General features: G+C 68.3%; 15 protein-coding genes and 1 pseudogene. 8 read left to right on the top strand and 8 right to left on the bottom strand.

All coding sequences use genetic code 11. The features are described 5' to 3' along the window. A pseudogene (locus STRTUCAR8_RS02360) lies at window positions 1-350 on the top strand (HAD family acid phosphatase); the annotation flags it as partial. Between the two features lie 33 nt (window positions 351-383). Here STRTUCAR8_RS02360 and STRTUCAR8_RS49165 read toward each other — a convergent pair. Together STRTUCAR8_RS49165 and STRTUCAR8_RS02355 are read right to left on the bottom strand one after the other, a co-directional pair. Continuing rightward, a complete protein-coding gene (locus STRTUCAR8_RS49165) occupies window positions 384-575 on the bottom strand; it encodes a DUF397 domain-containing protein (protein WP_059072855.1) in 192 nt (63 codons plus the stop codon). Further along, the gene (locus tag STRTUCAR8_RS02355; protein WP_044471498.1) at window positions 557-1,393 is read right to left on the bottom strand and encodes a helix-turn-helix domain-containing protein; all 837 of its coding nucleotides are present in this window, start codon (window positions 1,391-1,393) and stop codon (window positions 557-559) included. Before STRTUCAR8_RS02355 ends, STRTUCAR8_RS49165 begins: the two co-directional genes overlap by 19 nt. Window positions 1,394-1,513: 120 nt before the next feature. Between STRTUCAR8_RS02355 and STRTUCAR8_RS52270 the strand changes: the two genes are divergently transcribed. The 6 genes from STRTUCAR8_RS52270 to STRTUCAR8_RS02330 all read left to right on the top strand — a co-directional run bounded on the left by STRTUCAR8_RS52270 (window position 1,514) and on the right by STRTUCAR8_RS02330 (window position 6,242). Beyond that, on the top strand, window positions 1,514-1,729 hold the full coding sequence (locus STRTUCAR8_RS52270) for a hypothetical protein (protein WP_078507091.1): 216 nt from the start codon (window positions 1,514-1,516) through the stop codon (window positions 1,727-1,729). 62 nt (window positions 1,730-1,791) lie between these two features. Further along, window positions 1,792-1,980: a hypothetical protein gene (locus STRTUCAR8_RS02350; RefSeq protein ID WP_407705483.1), complete on the top strand. Its 189-nt coding sequence runs from the start codon at window positions 1,792-1,794 to the stop codon at window positions 1,978-1,980. A 208-nt stretch (window positions 1,981-2,188) separates the two neighbouring features. Continuing rightward, on the top strand, window positions 2,189-3,367 hold the full coding sequence (locus STRTUCAR8_RS02345) for an NAD(P)/FAD-dependent oxidoreductase (RefSeq protein WP_006373788.1): 1,179 nt from the start codon (window positions 2,189-2,191) through the stop codon (window positions 3,365-3,367). A gap of 77 nt (window positions 3,368-3,444) precedes the next feature. Then, window positions 3,445-4,338 (top strand): RNA polymerase sigma-70 factor, encoded by an 894-nt coding sequence (locus STRTUCAR8_RS02340; protein ID WP_006373784.1) that lies wholly within the window; start codon window positions 3,445-3,447, stop codon window positions 4,336-4,338. Window positions 4,339-4,594: 256 nt separating this feature from the next. Then, on the top strand, window positions 4,595-5,341 hold the full coding sequence (gene recO, locus STRTUCAR8_RS02335) for a DNA repair protein RecO (RefSeq protein WP_006373789.1): 747 nt from the start codon (window positions 4,595-4,597) through the stop codon (window positions 5,339-5,341). A gap of 52 nt (window positions 5,342-5,393) precedes the next feature. Further along, complete coding sequence (locus STRTUCAR8_RS02330) at window positions 5,394-6,242, top strand: isoprenyl transferase (protein ID WP_006373785.1); 849 nt, start codon at window positions 5,394-5,396, stop codon at window positions 6,240-6,242. Between the two features lie 82 nt (window positions 6,243-6,324). Here the strand turns inward: STRTUCAR8_RS02330 and STRTUCAR8_RS02325 are convergent, their stop codons facing one another. From STRTUCAR8_RS02325 to STRTUCAR8_RS02300, 6 genes are all read right to left on the bottom strand, one after another. Next, complete coding sequence (locus tag STRTUCAR8_RS02325) at window positions 6,325-8,751, bottom strand: M4 family metallopeptidase (protein ID WP_006373797.1); 2,427 nt, start codon at window positions 8,749-8,751, stop codon at window positions 6,325-6,327. Between the two features lie 265 nt (window positions 8,752-9,016). After that, window positions 9,017-10,252, bottom strand: a complete 1,236-nt coding sequence (locus tag STRTUCAR8_RS02320; RefSeq protein ID WP_006373795.1) for an MFS transporter — start codon at window positions 10,250-10,252, stop codon at window positions 9,017-9,019. 467 nt (window positions 10,253-10,719) lie between these two features. After that, window positions 10,720-11,139 (bottom strand): Fur family transcriptional regulator, encoded by a 420-nt coding sequence (locus STRTUCAR8_RS02315; protein ID WP_006373793.1) that lies wholly within the window; start codon window positions 11,137-11,139, stop codon window positions 10,720-10,722. 59 nt (window positions 11,140-11,198) lie between these two features. Then, window positions 11,199-12,101: a metal ABC transporter permease gene (locus STRTUCAR8_RS02310; RefSeq protein ID WP_006373794.1), complete on the bottom strand. Its 903-nt coding sequence runs from the start codon at window positions 12,099-12,101 to the stop codon at window positions 11,199-11,201. After that, complete coding sequence (locus tag STRTUCAR8_RS02305; RefSeq protein ID WP_006373786.1) at window positions 12,101-12,868, bottom strand: metal ABC transporter ATP-binding protein; 768 nt, start codon at window positions 12,866-12,868, stop codon at window positions 12,101-12,103. The genes STRTUCAR8_RS02310 and STRTUCAR8_RS02305 overlap by 1 nt, the downstream gene beginning before the upstream one ends. 45 nt (window positions 12,869-12,913) lie before the next feature. Beyond that, window positions 12,914-13,870: a metal ABC transporter substrate-binding protein gene (locus STRTUCAR8_RS02300; protein ID WP_006373796.1), complete on the bottom strand. Its 957-nt coding sequence runs from the start codon at window positions 13,868-13,870 to the stop codon at window positions 12,914-12,916. A 208-nt stretch (window positions 13,871-14,078) separates the two neighbouring features. On the opposite strand from STRTUCAR8_RS02300, the gene STRTUCAR8_RS02295 reads away from it, so the two are divergent. Continuing rightward, window positions 14,079-15,461, top strand: a complete 1,383-nt coding sequence (locus STRTUCAR8_RS02295) for a glycine--tRNA ligase (RefSeq protein ID WP_006373791.1) — start codon at window positions 14,079-14,081, stop codon at window positions 15,459-15,461. The last annotated feature ends 88 nt before the right edge of the window (window positions 15,462-15,549 follow it).

Here is a 15,549-nt window from a genome sequence, read left to right as displayed (position 1 = left end):
AGACCAACTACACGTACAACTCGGCGACTTGGGCCGAGTACGTGGCCAAGGCAGACCGTCCGGCCGTCTTCGGCACGCCCGAGCTGGTCGCCTACGCCAAGGCCAAGGGCGTCGAGGTGTTCTACAACTCCGGTCTGAAGGAGTCGCAGCGCGCCGCGGCCGTCACGAACCTGAAGAAGGTCGGCGCCGACATCAACCTCGACGCCGACCACATGTTCCTCAAGGACGCGGCCAACCCGCCCGCCTACCTGAGCGCCTGCGCCACGCCCGGTACCTGGACCTGCACGACCGTCCAGTACAAGTCCGGTACCCGCAAGCACATCGAGGACCTCGGCTACGACGTCATCGCCACCCTCTGTGCTCTGCGCGGCTGTGCTCTGTCCTCAGACGACGGAGCCGACGAACTCCGCCCAGGCACCGGCCCCGACGAGAAGTACGGCTCCGCCGGAGACCTTGCTGTCCCGAACGGGCACGATGCCGGGGACTCCGTCGGCTACTTCGACGCAGCTGCCGCCGTTGCCATCGCTGTACGTGCTTTTGCGCCAGCGGGCGTTGCTCAGTTCGTACTCGCGCATCGTCTGTGATCCTCCGCCGCCGACACGATCAGGGCCAGGGACGCCTCCGGCGACAGCGCGGCGGCCCTGATCAGATCGTATGACGCTTGCGCGCGCTTCACCACAGCCGGATCGTCCAGCAGATTCCCCGAATACACGGCTTCTGTATAGGCGATTGGGGGAGCGTCCTCGAACTCCATGAGTGTCACCATCCCGTTCATGAGGGCGTATGCCCCAGCCGAGTACGGCAGCACCTGGACCAGCACTGTTCGCTCCCGTGCGAGGGCCGCGATGTGTTCCAACTGCTCGGCCATGGCGGTGTGTCCGCCGACCGGAATCCGCATCGAGTTCTCGTGCAGGACCGCCCAATACACGGGCCGTGTAGCGTCCTTGAGGATCTTCGCCCGGTCGAGTCGGCCCGACACCTTCTCGTCGATGTACTCGTCCGACGCGAACGGGTTCATCGCGAGGGTGACCGCGCGTGCGTACTCTGCTGTCTGCAACAGCCCCGGTACCAGCGCGGGCGCGAACTCGCAGATCTTCGTCGCCAGCGCCTCAAGCTCCGCCGCCTTCGCGAAGTAATCGGCGTACCGCTTGTCGTCGATCAGCTTGCGCCACGTGCGCTCGAAAATACCGTCGGTTTGCAGTACCTCGTCAATCCTCACCGCCACATCCAACTGCGGCTTCCGAATGGCCTGCTCGAACTGCCCGATGTAGCCCCCAGAGACGAAGACAAGCGCCCCCAGCTCCACTTGGGTTAATCCGGCCTCCTCCCTCCGCCGTTTCAACTCCGTTCCGAAGAACTCCCAAGCCGCCTGCCGCTGTGAACCATTGGCCATAACCGAACCGAACCTCCTCCGACTGCACCGCTGTTGCTGCGCCCAGAGCCTTCCGAGTGTAGGCACAACGCGTCATCGTGGAAGTGCGAAGAGTGAAACTCGATTAGTCAGGGGAGCACGGTGACTGCACGACAGACGGCACACTCGGCGGACTGCGTCGAAGAGGCGGAGGAAATTGTGAAGGAATTGCGGAAGGCGTTGGAAAGCGCCGGGATTACCTTGCCGTCGCTCCGATTGGACGCGGCGAGTGTGGCCCGGGAAGCGCCCTGTCCGCTCATCGAATTGGGACGCTGCAACGTCGAGACGGCGGCCCGGATCGTGGCGGCGCTGCGATGAACGACGTGCGGCCGACGGCACGGTCGGGGAAGCCTGGGCGTCCGGAGATCGGCTCGTACGTCATGGACACCGGCACCGACAAGGTGGGGCTGGTCATGGGGCACGAGGGGCCCTATGTCCAGCTCAGATCGTACGGAGGCGGCCGGGAGTGGGATGCGGCCCCGGCCGGCCTCCGGCCCGCCACCCCGGCGGAGCGCCTCAGCGCGGCCACGGCGTACGCGAACGCGCGCAGCCGCGGTGAGGTTCCCTAGGCTCGGCGTTTCGTCTGGGACGAGACCGGACCCTGCTCTGCTTCGGCCGGGCTCGGTACGGCGAGGCGGCCGACGGGTTCTGGCCGGCGTACCAACGGCGCGCGTGGTGTGACGTGGTTCACATCGGCGACCTGTCACGTCCTGTGCGGGTTGCTTGTCCCATGGGCGTCACCGGTTCCGAAGCCGGTGCCCGACCTTGGGAGATCCGATGAACAACGGCCACCACATCGTCGTCCTCGGCGCCGGCTACACGGGCTTGTTCAGCGCCATCCGGCTGGCCCACCGCACTCGCCGGACCGGCGTGAAGATCACCCTGGTCAACCCCGAGAGCCGGTTCGTCGAGCGGCTGCGGATGCACCAGATCGCCGCCGGGCAGGAGTTGGCCGACCATCAGATCCCCGACCTGCTCGCCGGGACCGGCGTCACGTTCGTCCAGGGCACCGCCACCGCCATCGACCCCGAGGCCCGGCAGATCACCGTCGACGGCACCGAGACACTCGGATACGACACGCTCGTCTACGCGCTGGGCAGCTCGACCGACACCGGCAAGGTCCCTGGCGCCGACACTCAGGCGTTCACCCTCAACAACCCGGCGATCGCCGGTCGGTTTGCCGCGCGCCTCACCGAGGTCGCCGCGTCGGGCGGCACGGTCACCGTCTGCGGCGGCGGCCTGACCGGCATCGAGGCGGCCACCGAGATCGCCGAGAGCCACCCCGGCCTGGACGTCACGTTGATCAGCCTGGACGAGCCCGGCGGCATGATGGGTGCCAAAGCCCGCGCCTACCTCTACGGTGCGCTGGACCGCCTCGGCGTCACTCTTGAGACCGGCGCCCGCGTCACCAAGGTGCTGCCCGACGCCGTCGAACTGGCCGACGGCCGGCTCGTCCGCTCCGACGCGTGCCTGTGGACCACCGGCGTCAAGGTGTCGCCGCTCGCCGCCGACGCCGGGATCGCCACCGACGACCGTGGCCTCATCCTGGTCGATGCCACCCTGCGCTCGGTCTCCCACCCGGAGATCCACGCCATCGGCGACGCCGCCGCCGTCCGTCTGGCGTGGGGACAGATCCACGGCACCTGCCAGAGCGGCCTGCCCACCGCCCAGTACACCGCCGACACCATCGCGCGTCTCGTGCGCGGCAAGGCCGTCAAGCCGTTCCGCTTCGGCTACTTCCACCAGCCGGTCAGCCTCGGCCGCCATGACGCCGTCATCCAGTTCACCAAGGCCGACGAAACCCCCCGCCGCATGCACCTCACCGGCCGCGGCGCCGTCGCGTACAAGGAGATGGTCAGCGGCAGCCCGCTCACGACCTACCGATTCAGCAAGCGCGTGAACGTCACCACCATCGTCTCCAAGGGCGGCCGTGCCACCCGTGAGCCCGCGGCATGACGGGTGCTCGGTTCATGCTCCCAGCGCCATGGTCTCGGGCCTTGCCGCTCTGGTTACGGCGCTGGCAGCATGAGCCGATGGTCGACGCCAGGGACGAGCAGGACCCGTACATCGAACACCGCAGGCTCCTGTTCGCCACCGCCTACCGCATGCTGGGCACTGTCACCGACGCCGAGGACGTCCTCCAGGACACCTGGCTGAGCTGGAGCACCGCGGACCACGACGCGGTTCGCCACCCCAAGGCCTACCTGGTGCGCACGGTCACCAACCTCTCGTTGAACCGCCTCACCTCCGCACGGGCGACCCGCGAGACCTACGTCGGGCCGTGGCTCCCCGAGCCCCTGCTGACCTCCCCCGACATCGCTGCGGAGACCGAACTGGCCGACAGCGTCTCCACCGCGATGCTGGTCGTCCTGGAAACCCTCAGCCCCGTCGAACGCGCTGTCTTCCTGCTCCGCGAGGTCTTCGGCTACTCGCACGCCGAGATCGCCGAGACCCTCGAACGTCCCGAGCCGACAGTCCGCCAGATCGCCCACCGCGCACGCGAGCACGTCCGGGCCCGCCGCCCCCGCTTCGACGCCGACCAGACCCAGCGCCGGCAGGTCACCGCCCAGTTCATAGAAGCCTGCGCGGGCGGCGACCTGAACGCCGTCATGGAGCTGCTCGCCCCCGAGGTCACCGCCTGGTCCGACGGCGGCGGCAAGGTCACGGCCGCCCGCCGCCCCCTCCACGGCACCGACCACGTCGCGCGCTGGCTCGTGGGTTTCCTGGCCAAGCCCGAACTGGCCGCCCTGACCATGGAGCCGGCCATGATCAACGGCGAGCTCGGCGTCCTGGCCACCCTCGGCGGACACACAGTCGGCGCCCTCTCGTTCGACCTCGTCGACGGCCGCATCCAGAACCTGCGCTTCCAGGTCAACCCCGAAAAGCTCGGCGGCCTGACCCCCGGCAACAGCTTGGCGCTTCCCTGAAGCGTTCAGCTCTGAAGCATGACCGGCGGGACCCTGGACCGGGACGAGCTGTGTACAGGGCGGGCGGAGCCCGTCGCTCACGACCCCGCAGGCGCCCTTTGGCTCATGTGCCGCGCCTCGTGGCCGGACCGGCCGCCGCCAGGCGAATCCGGCCCGTTCACCGGTAAACCGGTAAAGAGGTACGCCCCCGTAGCCAAGAAGCTCAGGAAACAGCACCCCCGTCCTGGCCCCCGGTTCCGTACGCGACAATGACCCCATGAGCCTGTTCCGTGACGACGGTGTCGTGCTGCGTACCCAGAAGCTGGGGGAAGCCGACCGGATCATCACGCTGCTCACGCGCGGTCACGGGCGGGTGCGGGCCGTCGCTCGGGGGGTGCGGCGGACGAAGTCCAAGTTCGGGGCGCGGCTGGAACCCTTCTCCCACGTCGACGTGCAGTTCTTCTCGCGGGGGAGTGACCTGGTCGGGCGCGGGCTGCCCCTCTGTACGCAGAGCGAGACCATCGCTCCGTACGGTGGTGGCATCGTCACCGACTACGCCCGGTACACCGCCGGGACGGCCATGCTGGAGACGGCGGAACGGTTCACCGACCACGAGGGCGAGCCCGCGGTGCAGCAGTACCTGCTGCTGGTCGGCGGTCTGCGTACCCTCGCCCGCGCCGAGCACGAGCCCCACCTCATCCTCGACGCGTTCCTCCTGCGCTCCCTCGCGGTGAACGGGTACGCGCCCTCCTTCGGAGACTGCGCGAAGTGCGGGATGGCCGGGCCGAACCGCTTCTTCTCGGTGGCCGCCGGAGGCTCCGTCTGCGTCGACTGCCGGGTGGCCGGGAGCGTCGTACCCTCTCCCCAGGCCCTCGAACTGCTCGGCGCGCTGCTCACGGGCGACTGGGCGACCGCTGACGCGTGTGAGCCGCGGCACGTCAGGGAGGGGAGCGGGCTGGTGTCCGCCTACCTGCACTGGCACCTGGAGCGCGGGCTGCGCTCCCTGCGCTATGTAGAGAAGTAGAAAAGCGAAGCAGTAGTACCAAGCACCGGGTAAGAAAAGAGACGAGAGACTCATGGCCGTACGCGGAATCCTGGGGCGCCAGCGCCGCGAGTACAAGACGCCGGAGCCGCACCCCTCCGGCGCCACCGCGCCGAAGCTCCCCGGCGAACTCGTACCCAACCATGTGGCGTGCGTCATGGACGGCAACGGTCGGTGGGCCAAGGAGCGCGGGCTGCCGCGCACGGAGGGGCACAAGGTCGGCGAAGGCGTCGTCCTCGATGTGCTCAAGGGATGCCTGGAACTAGGCGTCAAGAATCTCTCCCTCTACGCCTTCTCCACCGAGAACTGGAAGCGGTCACCTGAAGAGGTCCGCTTCCTCATGAACTTCAACCGTGACGTCATCCGGCGCCGGCGCGACGAGATGAACGAACTCGGTATCCGCATTCGGTGGGTCGGGCGTATGCCCAAGATGTGGAAGTCCGTCGTACAGGAACTCCAGGTCGCCCAGGAGCAGACCAAGAACAACGACGCCATGACGCTCTACTTCTGCGTCAATTACGGCGGCCGAGCCGAACTCGCCGACGCGGCAAAGGCGATGGCCCGCGATGTCGCCGCCGGAAAGCTCGACCCCGACAAGGTATCCGAGAAGACAATTCAGAAGTACCTCTACTACCCGGACATGCCGGACGTCGATCTGTTTCTCCGCCCCAGTGGAGAACAGCGCACATCCAACTACCTGATCTGGCAGTCGAGTTACGCCGAGATGGTGTTCCAGGACGTTCTCTGGCCGGACTTCGACCGCCGCGACCTGTGGCGCGCCTGCGTCGAATTCGCCTCCCGCGACCGGAGGTTCGGCGGCGCGGTCCCGAATGAGCAACTGCTGGAAATGCAGCGGGACATGAAGGGCAGCGTCGAGCTCTGAGGGAACGGCTGCGGCACCCGGCGCCAAGAAGGGCGCCGGGTGCCGCTGTCGTACCCGTGGGGGGTTGGTCGGTCGGCGGTGGTCAGCTGGTCGTGACCGCCGTGTCGTCGATCACGAAGCTTGTCTGGAGGGAGGAGTCCTCCACGCCCGTGAACTTCAGGGCGACCGTCGTGCCGGCGTAGGCCGACAGGCTGATCGTCTTGAGGACGTAGCCGCTGGCCGCGTTCAGGTTGGAGTAGGTCGCCAGGGTCGTCGAACCGGCGGTGACCGTCAGCTTGTCGTACTGCGAGCTGGTGGTGGTCTCAGCGGTGTCGATGTGGACGTAGAACGTGAGCTTCGTGCCCGTGCAGCCGCTCGGGATCGTCACCGACTGGGACAGGGTGTCGGTGTGGGTCGAGCCGTAGCCGTCGAGCCAGGCCTTGTAGGAGCCGGTGCGGGCCGCCTGGCTGCTGGAGGTGGTGATGACACCGCTGCTCGCGGTCCAGGTGGTGTTGCCGGACTCGAAGCCCGCGTTGCCCAGCAGCTGCGCCGAGGTGCAGGTTCCGCTGCCACTCGTGCTGACCGTCCAGGTGAAGGACGCCGTACCGGTGGCGCCCGTGCTGTCGGTCACCGTGACCGTCGAGCTGTAGGTGCCCGCGGTGGTCGGGGTGCCGGAGATGGCGCCCGTCGAGCTGCTGATCGACAGGCCGGTCGGCAGACCGGTCGCCGCGTAGGTCAGCGAGCCGCTGTTGGTGCTGCTGGCCGTGATCGCCAGGCTGACCGCCGTACCGACCGTCGACGACTGGCTGCCCGGGTTGGTGACCGAGACGCCGTTGGTCGGCACGGTGATGTGGCTGCCGACGTTGATGCCCGCGAAGGCGTTGCCGACCCCGGCGTACTGGGTGGAGCTGGCGCCGTAGAGCGACGAGGCGGCGTTCAGCGCGGCGGTGCGCGCCTGGGCGTACGTGGTGCTGGACGTCATGTACGTCGTCAGCGCCTTGTACCAGATCTGCAGCGCGGCGGCCCGGCCGATGCCCGCGACGGCGACACCGTCGGACGTCGAGCTGTTGTAGGTCACGCCGTTGATGGTCTTGGAGCCGCTGCCTTCCGACAGCAGGTAGAACATGTGGTTCGCCGGGCCGGACGAGTAGTGCACGTCCAGGTTGCCGACGCCCGAGTACCAACTGTCCGCCGAGCCACCGTCCTTGCTCGGCTTGTCCATGTAACGCAGCGGCGTACCGTCGCCGTTGATGTCGATCTTCTCGCCGATGAGGTAGTCACCGACGTCGGTGGAGTTGTTCGCGTAGAACTCCACACCCGTGCCGAAGATGTCGGAGGTCGCCTCGTTCAACCCGCCCGACTCACCGGTGTAGTTGAGGCCCGCGGTGTTGGACGTGACGCCGTGCGTCATCTCGTGCCCGGCCACGTCCAGCGAGGTGAGCGCGTGGGTGCTGCTCGTGCCGTCGCCGTACGTCATGCAGAAGCAGTCGTCGTCCCAGAACGCGTTCACGTACGCCGTGCTGTAGTGCACGCGCGAGTAGGCGGCGACACCGTCGTTCTTGATGCCGCTGCGCCCGAACGTGTTCTTGTAGAAGTCCCACGTCTCCTGGGCGCCGTAGTGCGCGTCCACGCCCGCCGTCTGCGTGTTGGACCCGGCGCCTGTGCCCCACGTGTCGTCGGCGTCCGTCATCAGGGTGCCGGTGCCCGACGTGCCGTTGTTGAGGCTGTACGTCTTGTGGGTCCCGCGTGTCGTGTCGTTCAGCTGGTACGTCGAACCGGACAGCGTGGTCCCGATGGTGACCGTGCCGCTGTACTGGCTGTTGCCGGTGCCGGTCTTGATGGCCTGGAACTGGTACAGCTTCGCGCCGGTCAGGGCGTCCGTGATGACGTGCAGCTGGCTCGGTGTGCCGTCGTCCTGGAGACCGCCGATCACGGTCTCCCAGGCCAGCTTCGGCGTACCGTTCCCGGCCCAGATCACCTTGCGGGCGCTGTCGGTGGTGGCCTTCTCCGCGTCCAGCGCCTTGGCCGCGCCGAGCGCCTTCGTCTCGGCCGCCGACTTGGCGAACGTGGGGGTCGTGGACGCGACCGAGATGGTCCGCCGCGAGTTGAACGTGCTGCTCACCGTGCCCGTGGCCTTGGCGGCGGGCGGGGTGTGCACGACGAGGTCGCCGCCGAGGACCGGCAGTCCGGCGTACGTGCGCTCGTAGCGGGTGTGGAGGGTGCCGTCGGCGTCCTTGCTGACGTCCTTGACGACCAGCTTCTCCTTGGCGCCGAGGCCCAGGGTGCCGGCGGTCTGCGTCGTCCGCTGCGCCGCGGTCCTGATCAGCGCCGTGCGCTGGGCGGGGGTGAGCTTGGTCGGGACAGCGCCGGCGCGCAGCGGGCTGGGGGCCGGCGCCGCGGGCTTGGCGGCGGCGGGGACCGTCTGCACACCGACGGCCAGGAGAGTGGCGGTGGCGAGCAGGGCGCCGGCCGCGGTGGCCTTGTTGGTGCGGCCGGATCTGTGGGGGGTGTTGCTGGTCTTTCGTCTCACTCGAGACTCCTCCTGCGACGGCCGCGCCTTCTGCGGCCGGAAACAGAACCGGGCGAACGGGGGTGTGCGGCCCGGGATGAGCTGAGCACTGCGTGATGTGCATGAGACGTGGGGGGTGACTGCCGGAAGAGTGGCAGCTTTGAGGAGTGCATGTCAGCAAAAAATAAGAGGTCGAGGGTTATCCCTGTGCGGAGGAGGGGCCCCCGCTACCGGCGGTACCCCTCAGCGGCCCTCAGTCCTCGATCAACCCTCGATCAGCTCTCGATCAGTCCTCGATACGGGGCAGCAGCAGCGGAGTCGCGAGGATCAGGACGCCGGCGGCGCCGACGGCGGTCAGGGGAGTGGTGAGCGCCGCGAGCAGTCCCCACAGCGCGGTCAGCGCCGCGACGGTCAGCTTGCTGGACACCGACCAGGCGGAGAGGGTGCGGGCGACCCGGTCGGCCGGAGTGTGCTGGAGCCGGTAGGTGGCGTACACCGGGTTGAACACCCCCATGCTCATGATCAGCCCGAACTGCACGACCATCACCAGGACGAGCCCCGACGTGCCGCCGTGCAGGAACACCATGCCGACCGGCCAGCACACCCGCAGTGTCCCGAAGGTGCGCATGATCCGGCGCCGCCCGTACCGCGCCACGAGCGGCCGGGACAGACGCGAACCGATGAGGCCGCCGGTGCAGGGCACGGCGAAGGCGAGGGCGTACTGCCAGGGCGCGAACCCGAACCGCCCGAGCATGAGGACGGCGACCAGTGGAGCCGTCGCCATGATCAGCCCGCTGACCAGCACGGTGTTGAGGAACAGCGGCCGTAGCGCCGGATCGGCCAGGATGAACCGCCACCCGTCGACCAGGTCACCGGCGCGCACCCGGGTCCGAGGCCCCCGTTCCGGGCGAGGTTCTCGTGGTCCTCCCATGGCCCGGATACCGGCCGCCGACAGCAGGAAGCTCACCGCGTTCGCGACCACCGTGGTCACCGGCCCGAGCAGTGCGATGGCAGCGCCGCCCAGGGGTGGCCCGAGCACGCTCGCCGTCCACATCGTCGACTCGAACCGGCCGTTGGCGACGAGGAGTTGGGACGGCGGGAGCAGCGCCTTGAGACAGGCTCCGCTGGCCGAGGTGAAGGTGATGTCGGCGGCGGCGACCACGACGGCCACGACCACGAGCTGACCGAAGGAGAGCACGCCGAGCGCGTAGGCGAGGGGGACGGTGAGGAGCGCCCCGAACCGGACGAGATCCATCGCGACCATCACCGGCCGCTTGCGCCGGAACTCCACCCAGGGCCCGAGTGGAACCGCCACCACAGCCCCGACCGCCAGCCCGGCGGCGGCCAGCAACGACACCTGCGCGGGCCCCACATGCAGCACCAGAACCGCGATCAACGGAAACGAGTCGAACGCCAACCAGGTCCCGGCCAGGCTGGTCGCATAGGCACCCCACAACCACCGAAACCCCCGCCCCAGGGAGGCGGAGCGAAGCTGACCGTCTTTTTCCCTGAGATCGCCCACCGCGAGAACCTATCGAACCCAAGAACGAGCACCCCCAACAGGGGCGCGGGGAACGGCGCGACAAGCCACAGCGAACCCGCACTTCAGGGGCGCGGGGAACGGCACGACAAGCCACAACGCACCGGCACTTCAGGGGCGCGGGGAACGGCGCAACAAGCCACAACGCACCGGCACTTCAGGGGCGCGGGGAACGGCGCAACAAGCCACAACGCACCGGCACTTCAGGGGCTCGAGGAACGGCGCGACAAGCCACAACGCACCCGCACTTCAGGGGCTCGAGGAACGGCGCAAGAAGCCACAACGAACCCGCACTTCAGGGGCGCGAGGAACGGCGCGACAAGCCACAACGCACCCGCACTTCAGGGGCTCGAGGAACGGCGCAAGAAGCCACAGCGAGCCCGCACTTCAGGGGCGCGGGGAACGGCGCGACAAGCCACAACGCACCCGCGGACAAAACTGGACGGAACCTACCCCCGCCCAACCGCAGAGCACTCCGCACAGGTCCCGAAGATCTCCACCGTATGAGCCACGTTCACAAACCCGTGCTCCGAGGCGATCGCCTCCGCCCACTTCTCCACCGCGGGCCCCTCGACCTCCACCGCCTTGCCGCACACCCGGCACACCAGGTGATGGTGATGGTCCCCGGTCGAGCAGCGCCGGTACACCGACTCGCCGTCCGACGTCCGCAGGACATCCACCTCACCCGCGTCCGCCAGGGACTGCAGCGTGCGGTAGACGGTCGTCAGACCGACCGAGTCGCCCTTGTGCTTGAGCATGTCGTGGAGTTCCTGGGCACTGCGGAACTCGTCGACCTCGTCCAGCGCCGCCGCCACAGCGGCACGCTGGCGGGTGGATCGTCCCTTAACGGGCGGGCCGGCCGTCGTCACCGTTGTTCTCCTCACGTCTGCGCTTGCCGGGCCATTGTGCCAGCCCGGACTGTGCGCGGTCAGACGCCCGCCTTGCCGGCGGCTTCCCGGCTGGCCGGAATCACACACTCCGCCGGGTCCCCGGCCGCCTGTGCGGCGGTCGCGGCACGGGCCCGGCGACGGCCCAGTGGCGTCGCCAGCGCGGTCAGCGCGATGAACGCGCCGATGGTCAGCAGGACGATCGTCGCACCGGGCGGGACATCCTGGTAGTACGACGTCACGGTCCCGCCGATCGTCACGGAGACCCCGATCGCCACGGCGATGGCGAACGTCGCCGCGAAGCTCCGGCTGAGCTGCTGGGCGGCGGCCACCGGCACCACCATCAGGGCGCTGACCAGCAGCAACCCGACCACGCGCATCGCGACCGTCACCGTGATCGCCGCCGTGATCGCCGTGAGGAGGTTGAGCGCGCGGACCGGCAGCCCCGTCACCCGGGCGAACTCCTCGTCCTGGCTGACCGCGAAGAGCTGCCGGCGCAGACCGATGGTGACCAGCACCACGAACGCCGCGAGCACACAGATCGCGGTCACGTCGGACTCGCTGACCGTCGAGAGCGAGCCGAACAGATACGAGGTCAGGTTGGCGTTCGAGCCCGTCGGCGCGAGGTTGATGAACATCACGCCGCCGGCCATACCGCCGTAGAACAGCATCGCGAGGGCGATGTCGCCGCGCGTCCTGCCGTACCAGCGGATGAGTTCCATCATCACCGCGCCGACGACGGAGACGCCCGTCGCCATCCACACCGGTGAGGTGTTCAGCAGGAAACCGAGGCCGACGCCCGTCATCGCGACATGGCCGATACCGTCGCCCATCAGCGCCTGGCGCCGCTGGACCAGGTAGATGCCGATCGCGGGGGCCGTGATGCCGACGAGCACCGCGGCCAGCAGGGCCCGCTGCATGAAGGCGTAGTCGAGGAAGTCCATCAGCTCAGCAGTCCCGTCCGGATCGGTTCGGCGTCGTGAGCCGCGTGCGGGTGTACGTGGTCGTGGCCGGGCAGGGCGTGCTGTCCGACCGCCTGCGGGGGCGGCCCGTCGTGTGTGACACAGCCGTCGCGCAGGACGACGGCCCGGTCGATCAGCGGTTCCAGCGGCCCGAGTTCGTGCAGCACGAGCAGCACCGTCGTACCGGCCGCGACCTGCTCCCGCAGTGTCCGCGCCAGCACTTCCTGGCTAGCCAGGTCGACGCCCGCCATCGGCTCGTCCATGATCAGCAGCTCGGGTTCGGAGGCGAGGGCGCGGGCGATCAGTACGCGCTGGTGCTGGCCGCCCGACAGCGCGTTCACCGAGTCCTTGGCGCGGTCCGCGAGGCCCACGAGGCCGATGGCCCGCCGTACGGCCTCGTGGTCGGCCTTGCGGAGCACACCGAAGCGGGCGCGGGAGAGCCGGCCCGACGAGACGATCTCCGTGATCGTCGCCGGTACGCCACCGGCCGCGGTCGTCCGCTGCGGTACGTAGCCCACGCGCCGCCAGTCCGTGAAGCGGCGGCGCGGGACGCCGAAGAGCTCGATCTCGCCCGCACTGACCGGGACCTGGCCGATGACCGTACGGACCGCTGTCGACTTGCCCGAGCCGTTGGCACCGAGCAGCGCGACGACCTCACCGCGGCCCACGGTGAGGTCGATGCCGCGCAGGACCGGGCGTGAGCCCAGCTCGGCGCGTACACCGCGCAGCGAAATGACGGGCTCGCCCATGCCTGCATCCTCCGTAACGATCATCAACTACCGCTCATCTACCGGTCACTTGGCGCCCAGAGCCGTCCGCAGCGCCTTGAGGTTGGCTTGCATGACCGCGATGTAGTCCGTGCCCCGGGACTTCTTCGTGATGCCCTCAAGGGGATCGAGGACGTCCGTCGTGAGGTTCGCGTCCTCGGCGAGGGTCTTCGCGGTCTTGTCGGAGACGAGTGTCTCGTAGAAGACGGTGGTCACTCCGTCCGCCTTCGCCTCCTGCTGGAGTTCCTTCATCCGCGCGGCACTCGGCTCGCTGTCCGGGTCCACACCGGTGATGGCCTCCTGGGTCAGGCCGTAGCGCTCGGCGAGGTAGCCGAAGGCCGCGTGGTTGGTGAAGAACACCTTGGTCGCGGTGTTCTTCAGGCCGGTCTCGAACGAGGTGTTGAGCGAGGTCAGCTTCGCGGTCAACGCCCCGGTGTTCTTCTTGTATTCCGCCGCGTTGGCCGGATCGGCCTTCTGGAAGGCGGCGCTCACACCGTCGGCGATCTCGGCGTACTTCACCGGATCGAGCCAGACGTGCGGGTCGAGGCCGGAGGACTCCTCGTCGGAGTGCGCTTCCTCACCCTCGTGGCTGTGCCCGGTGCCGTCGTGCTTCTCGAGGGTGGTGAGCGTCGCGGCGTCGATCTTCGTCTTCGCCTCGGACTGCGACACCGCCTCGTCGACGGCGGGCTGGAGACCCTTGAGATAGAGGACCGCGTCGGCTTTCTGCAGGTCGACGGTCTGCTTGGCGCTGATCTCCAGGTCGTGCGGCTCCTGGCCGGGCTCGGTCAGCGTGCTGACGGAGACATGGCCGCCGCCTATCTGCTCGGCGAGGTACTGCATCGGATAGAACGACGCCACGACGTCGAGCTTGCCGCTGTTCCCGTCGGCGGCGCTCGAATCCGAGGAACAGGCGGACAGGGCGCCGAGGCCGAGCGCGGTGGCCGCCGCGATCGCGGTGCCCGATATGAGTCGTCGTACGTTCATGACAGTCATTTTCAATGATTCTGGAAACGATTGTCAACAAGCGGGCTTTTGGGACAGGTGCGGGGTCCGTTGCCGGAACCGATTTGATTGGGGGGCGGGCCCCGCCGGTAACCTGAGTCATTCGCTCTGAAGCGCATCCGCTTCCGCTCGTCCGGAACGCGTCCGCTTCATCGCCTGTCGTCGTAATCGTCGTAATGAAGAGAGCACCGTGGCCGCCGACAAGATCGACACCATCGTCAGCCTGAGCAAGCGCCGTGGCTTCGTATTCCCGTGCAGTGAGATCTACGGTGGCCAGCGCGCCGCCTGGGACTACGGGCCGCTGGGTGTCGAGCTCAAGGAGAACCTCAAGCGCCAGTGGTGGCGCTACATGGTGACGTCGCGCGAGGACGTCGTCGGCATCGACTCCTCCGTCATCCTGGCCTCCGAGGTCTGGGTGGCCTCCGGTCACGTCGCGACCTTCTCCGACCCGCTCACCGAGTGCACCTCCTGTCACAAGCGCTACCGCGCCGACCACCTGGAGGAGGCGTACGAGGCCAAGCACGGCCGTACGCCCGCCAACGGCCTTGCGGACATCAACTGCCCCAACTGCGGTAACAAGGGCCAGTTCACCGAGCCCAAGCAGTTCTCCGGTCTGCTGTCGACGCACCTCGGCCCGACCCAGGACTCCGGTTCGGTCGCCTACCTGCGCCCCGAGACCGCCCAGGGTATTTTCACCAACTTCTCCCAGGTGCAGACCACTTCGCGCCGCAAGCCGCCGTTCGGCATCGCCCAGATGGGCAAGTCGTTCCGCAACGAGATCACGCCCGGCAACTTCATCTTCCGGACCCGCGAGTTCGAGCAGATGGAGATGGAGTTCTTCGTCAAGCCGGGCGAGGACGAGAAGTGGCAGGAGTACTGGATGCAGGAGCGCTGGAACTGGTACACCGGCCTCGGTCTCCGCGAGGAGAACATGCGCTGGTACGACCACCCTGCCGAGAAGCTCTCGCACTACTCCAAGCGCACCGCCGACATCGAGTACCGCTTCCAGTTCGGCGGCAACGAGTGGGGTGAGCTGGAGGGCGTCGCCAACCGCACCGACTACGACCTCAACGCCCACTCCAAGGCCTCCGGCCAGGACCTCTCCTTCTTCGACCAGGAGGCCGGCGAGCGCTGGACGCCGTACGTCATCGAGCCCGCGGCCGGTGTCGGCCGCGCGATGCTGGCGTTCCTCCTCGACGCGTACATCGAGGACGAGGCGCCCAACGCCAAGGGCAAGATGGAGAAGCGCACGGTGCTGCGCCTCGACCCGCGCCTGGCGCCGGTCAAGGTCGCCGTCCTGCCGCTGTCCCGCAACCCCGAGCTGTCCCCGAAGGCCAAGGGGCTCGCCACGGCCCTGCGCCAGAACTGGAACATCGAGTTCGACGACGCGGGCGCCATCGGCCGCCGCTACCGTCGCCAGGACGAGATCGGTACGCCGTTCTGCGTGACGGTCGACTTCGACACGCTCGACGACAACGCGGTGACGGTGCGCGAGCGCGACACCATGAAGCAGGAGCGCGTGTCGCTGGACCAGATCGAGGGGTACCTGGCTCAGCGTCTCATCGGCTGCTGACGCCCGATGACCCGCCGTCCTGGGGGCTGCCGCCCCCAGACCCCCGCATCGGCCTGAACGGCCTCGTCCTCAAACTCCCCCAGAGGGG

This window comes from Streptomyces turgidiscabies Car8 (assembly GCF_000331005.1).
Classification (GTDB): domain Bacteria; phylum Actinomycetota; class Actinomycetes; order Streptomycetales; family Streptomycetaceae; genus Streptomyces; species Streptomyces turgidiscabies.
The sequence above is the reverse complement of the archived record's forward strand: the minus strand, read 5'-3'. Positions and strand labels throughout refer to the sequence as shown.

Excerpts from the sequence above, each read along its gene's own strand:
- STRTUCAR8_RS49165 (WP_059072855.1), bottom strand. The coding sequence starts at position 575 with ATGCGCGAGTACGAACTGAGCAACGCCCGCTGGCGCAAAAGCACGTAC.
- STRTUCAR8_RS02355 (WP_044471498.1), bottom strand. The coding sequence starts at position 1,393 with ATGGCCAATGGTTCACAGCGGCAGGCGGCTTGGGAGTTCTTCGGAACG.
- STRTUCAR8_RS02350 (WP_407705483.1), top strand. The coding sequence starts at position 1,792 with ATGGACACCGGCACCGACAAGGTGGGGCTGGTCATGGGGCACGAGGGG.
- STRTUCAR8_RS02345 (WP_006373788.1), top strand. The coding sequence starts at position 2,189 with ATGAACAACGGCCACCACATCGTCGTCCTCGGCGCCGGCTACACGGGC.
- STRTUCAR8_RS02340 (WP_006373784.1), top strand. The coding sequence starts at position 3,445 with ATGGTCGACGCCAGGGACGAGCAGGACCCGTACATCGAACACCGCAGG.
- recO (WP_006373789.1), top strand. The coding sequence starts at position 4,595 with ATGAGCCTGTTCCGTGACGACGGTGTCGTGCTGCGTACCCAGAAGCTG.
- STRTUCAR8_RS02330 (WP_006373785.1), top strand. The coding sequence starts at position 5,394 with ATGGCCGTACGCGGAATCCTGGGGCGCCAGCGCCGCGAGTACAAGACG.
- STRTUCAR8_RS02310 (WP_006373794.1), bottom strand. The coding sequence starts at position 12,101 with ATGGACTTCCTCGACTACGCCTTCATGCAGCGGGCCCTGCTGGCCGCG.
- STRTUCAR8_RS02305 (WP_006373786.1), bottom strand. The coding sequence starts at position 12,868 with ATGGGCGAGCCCGTCATTTCGCTGCGCGGTGTACGCGCCGAGCTGGGC.
- STRTUCAR8_RS02300 (WP_006373796.1), bottom strand. The coding sequence starts at position 13,870 with ATGAACGTACGACGACTCATATCGGGCACCGCGATCGCGGCGGCCACC.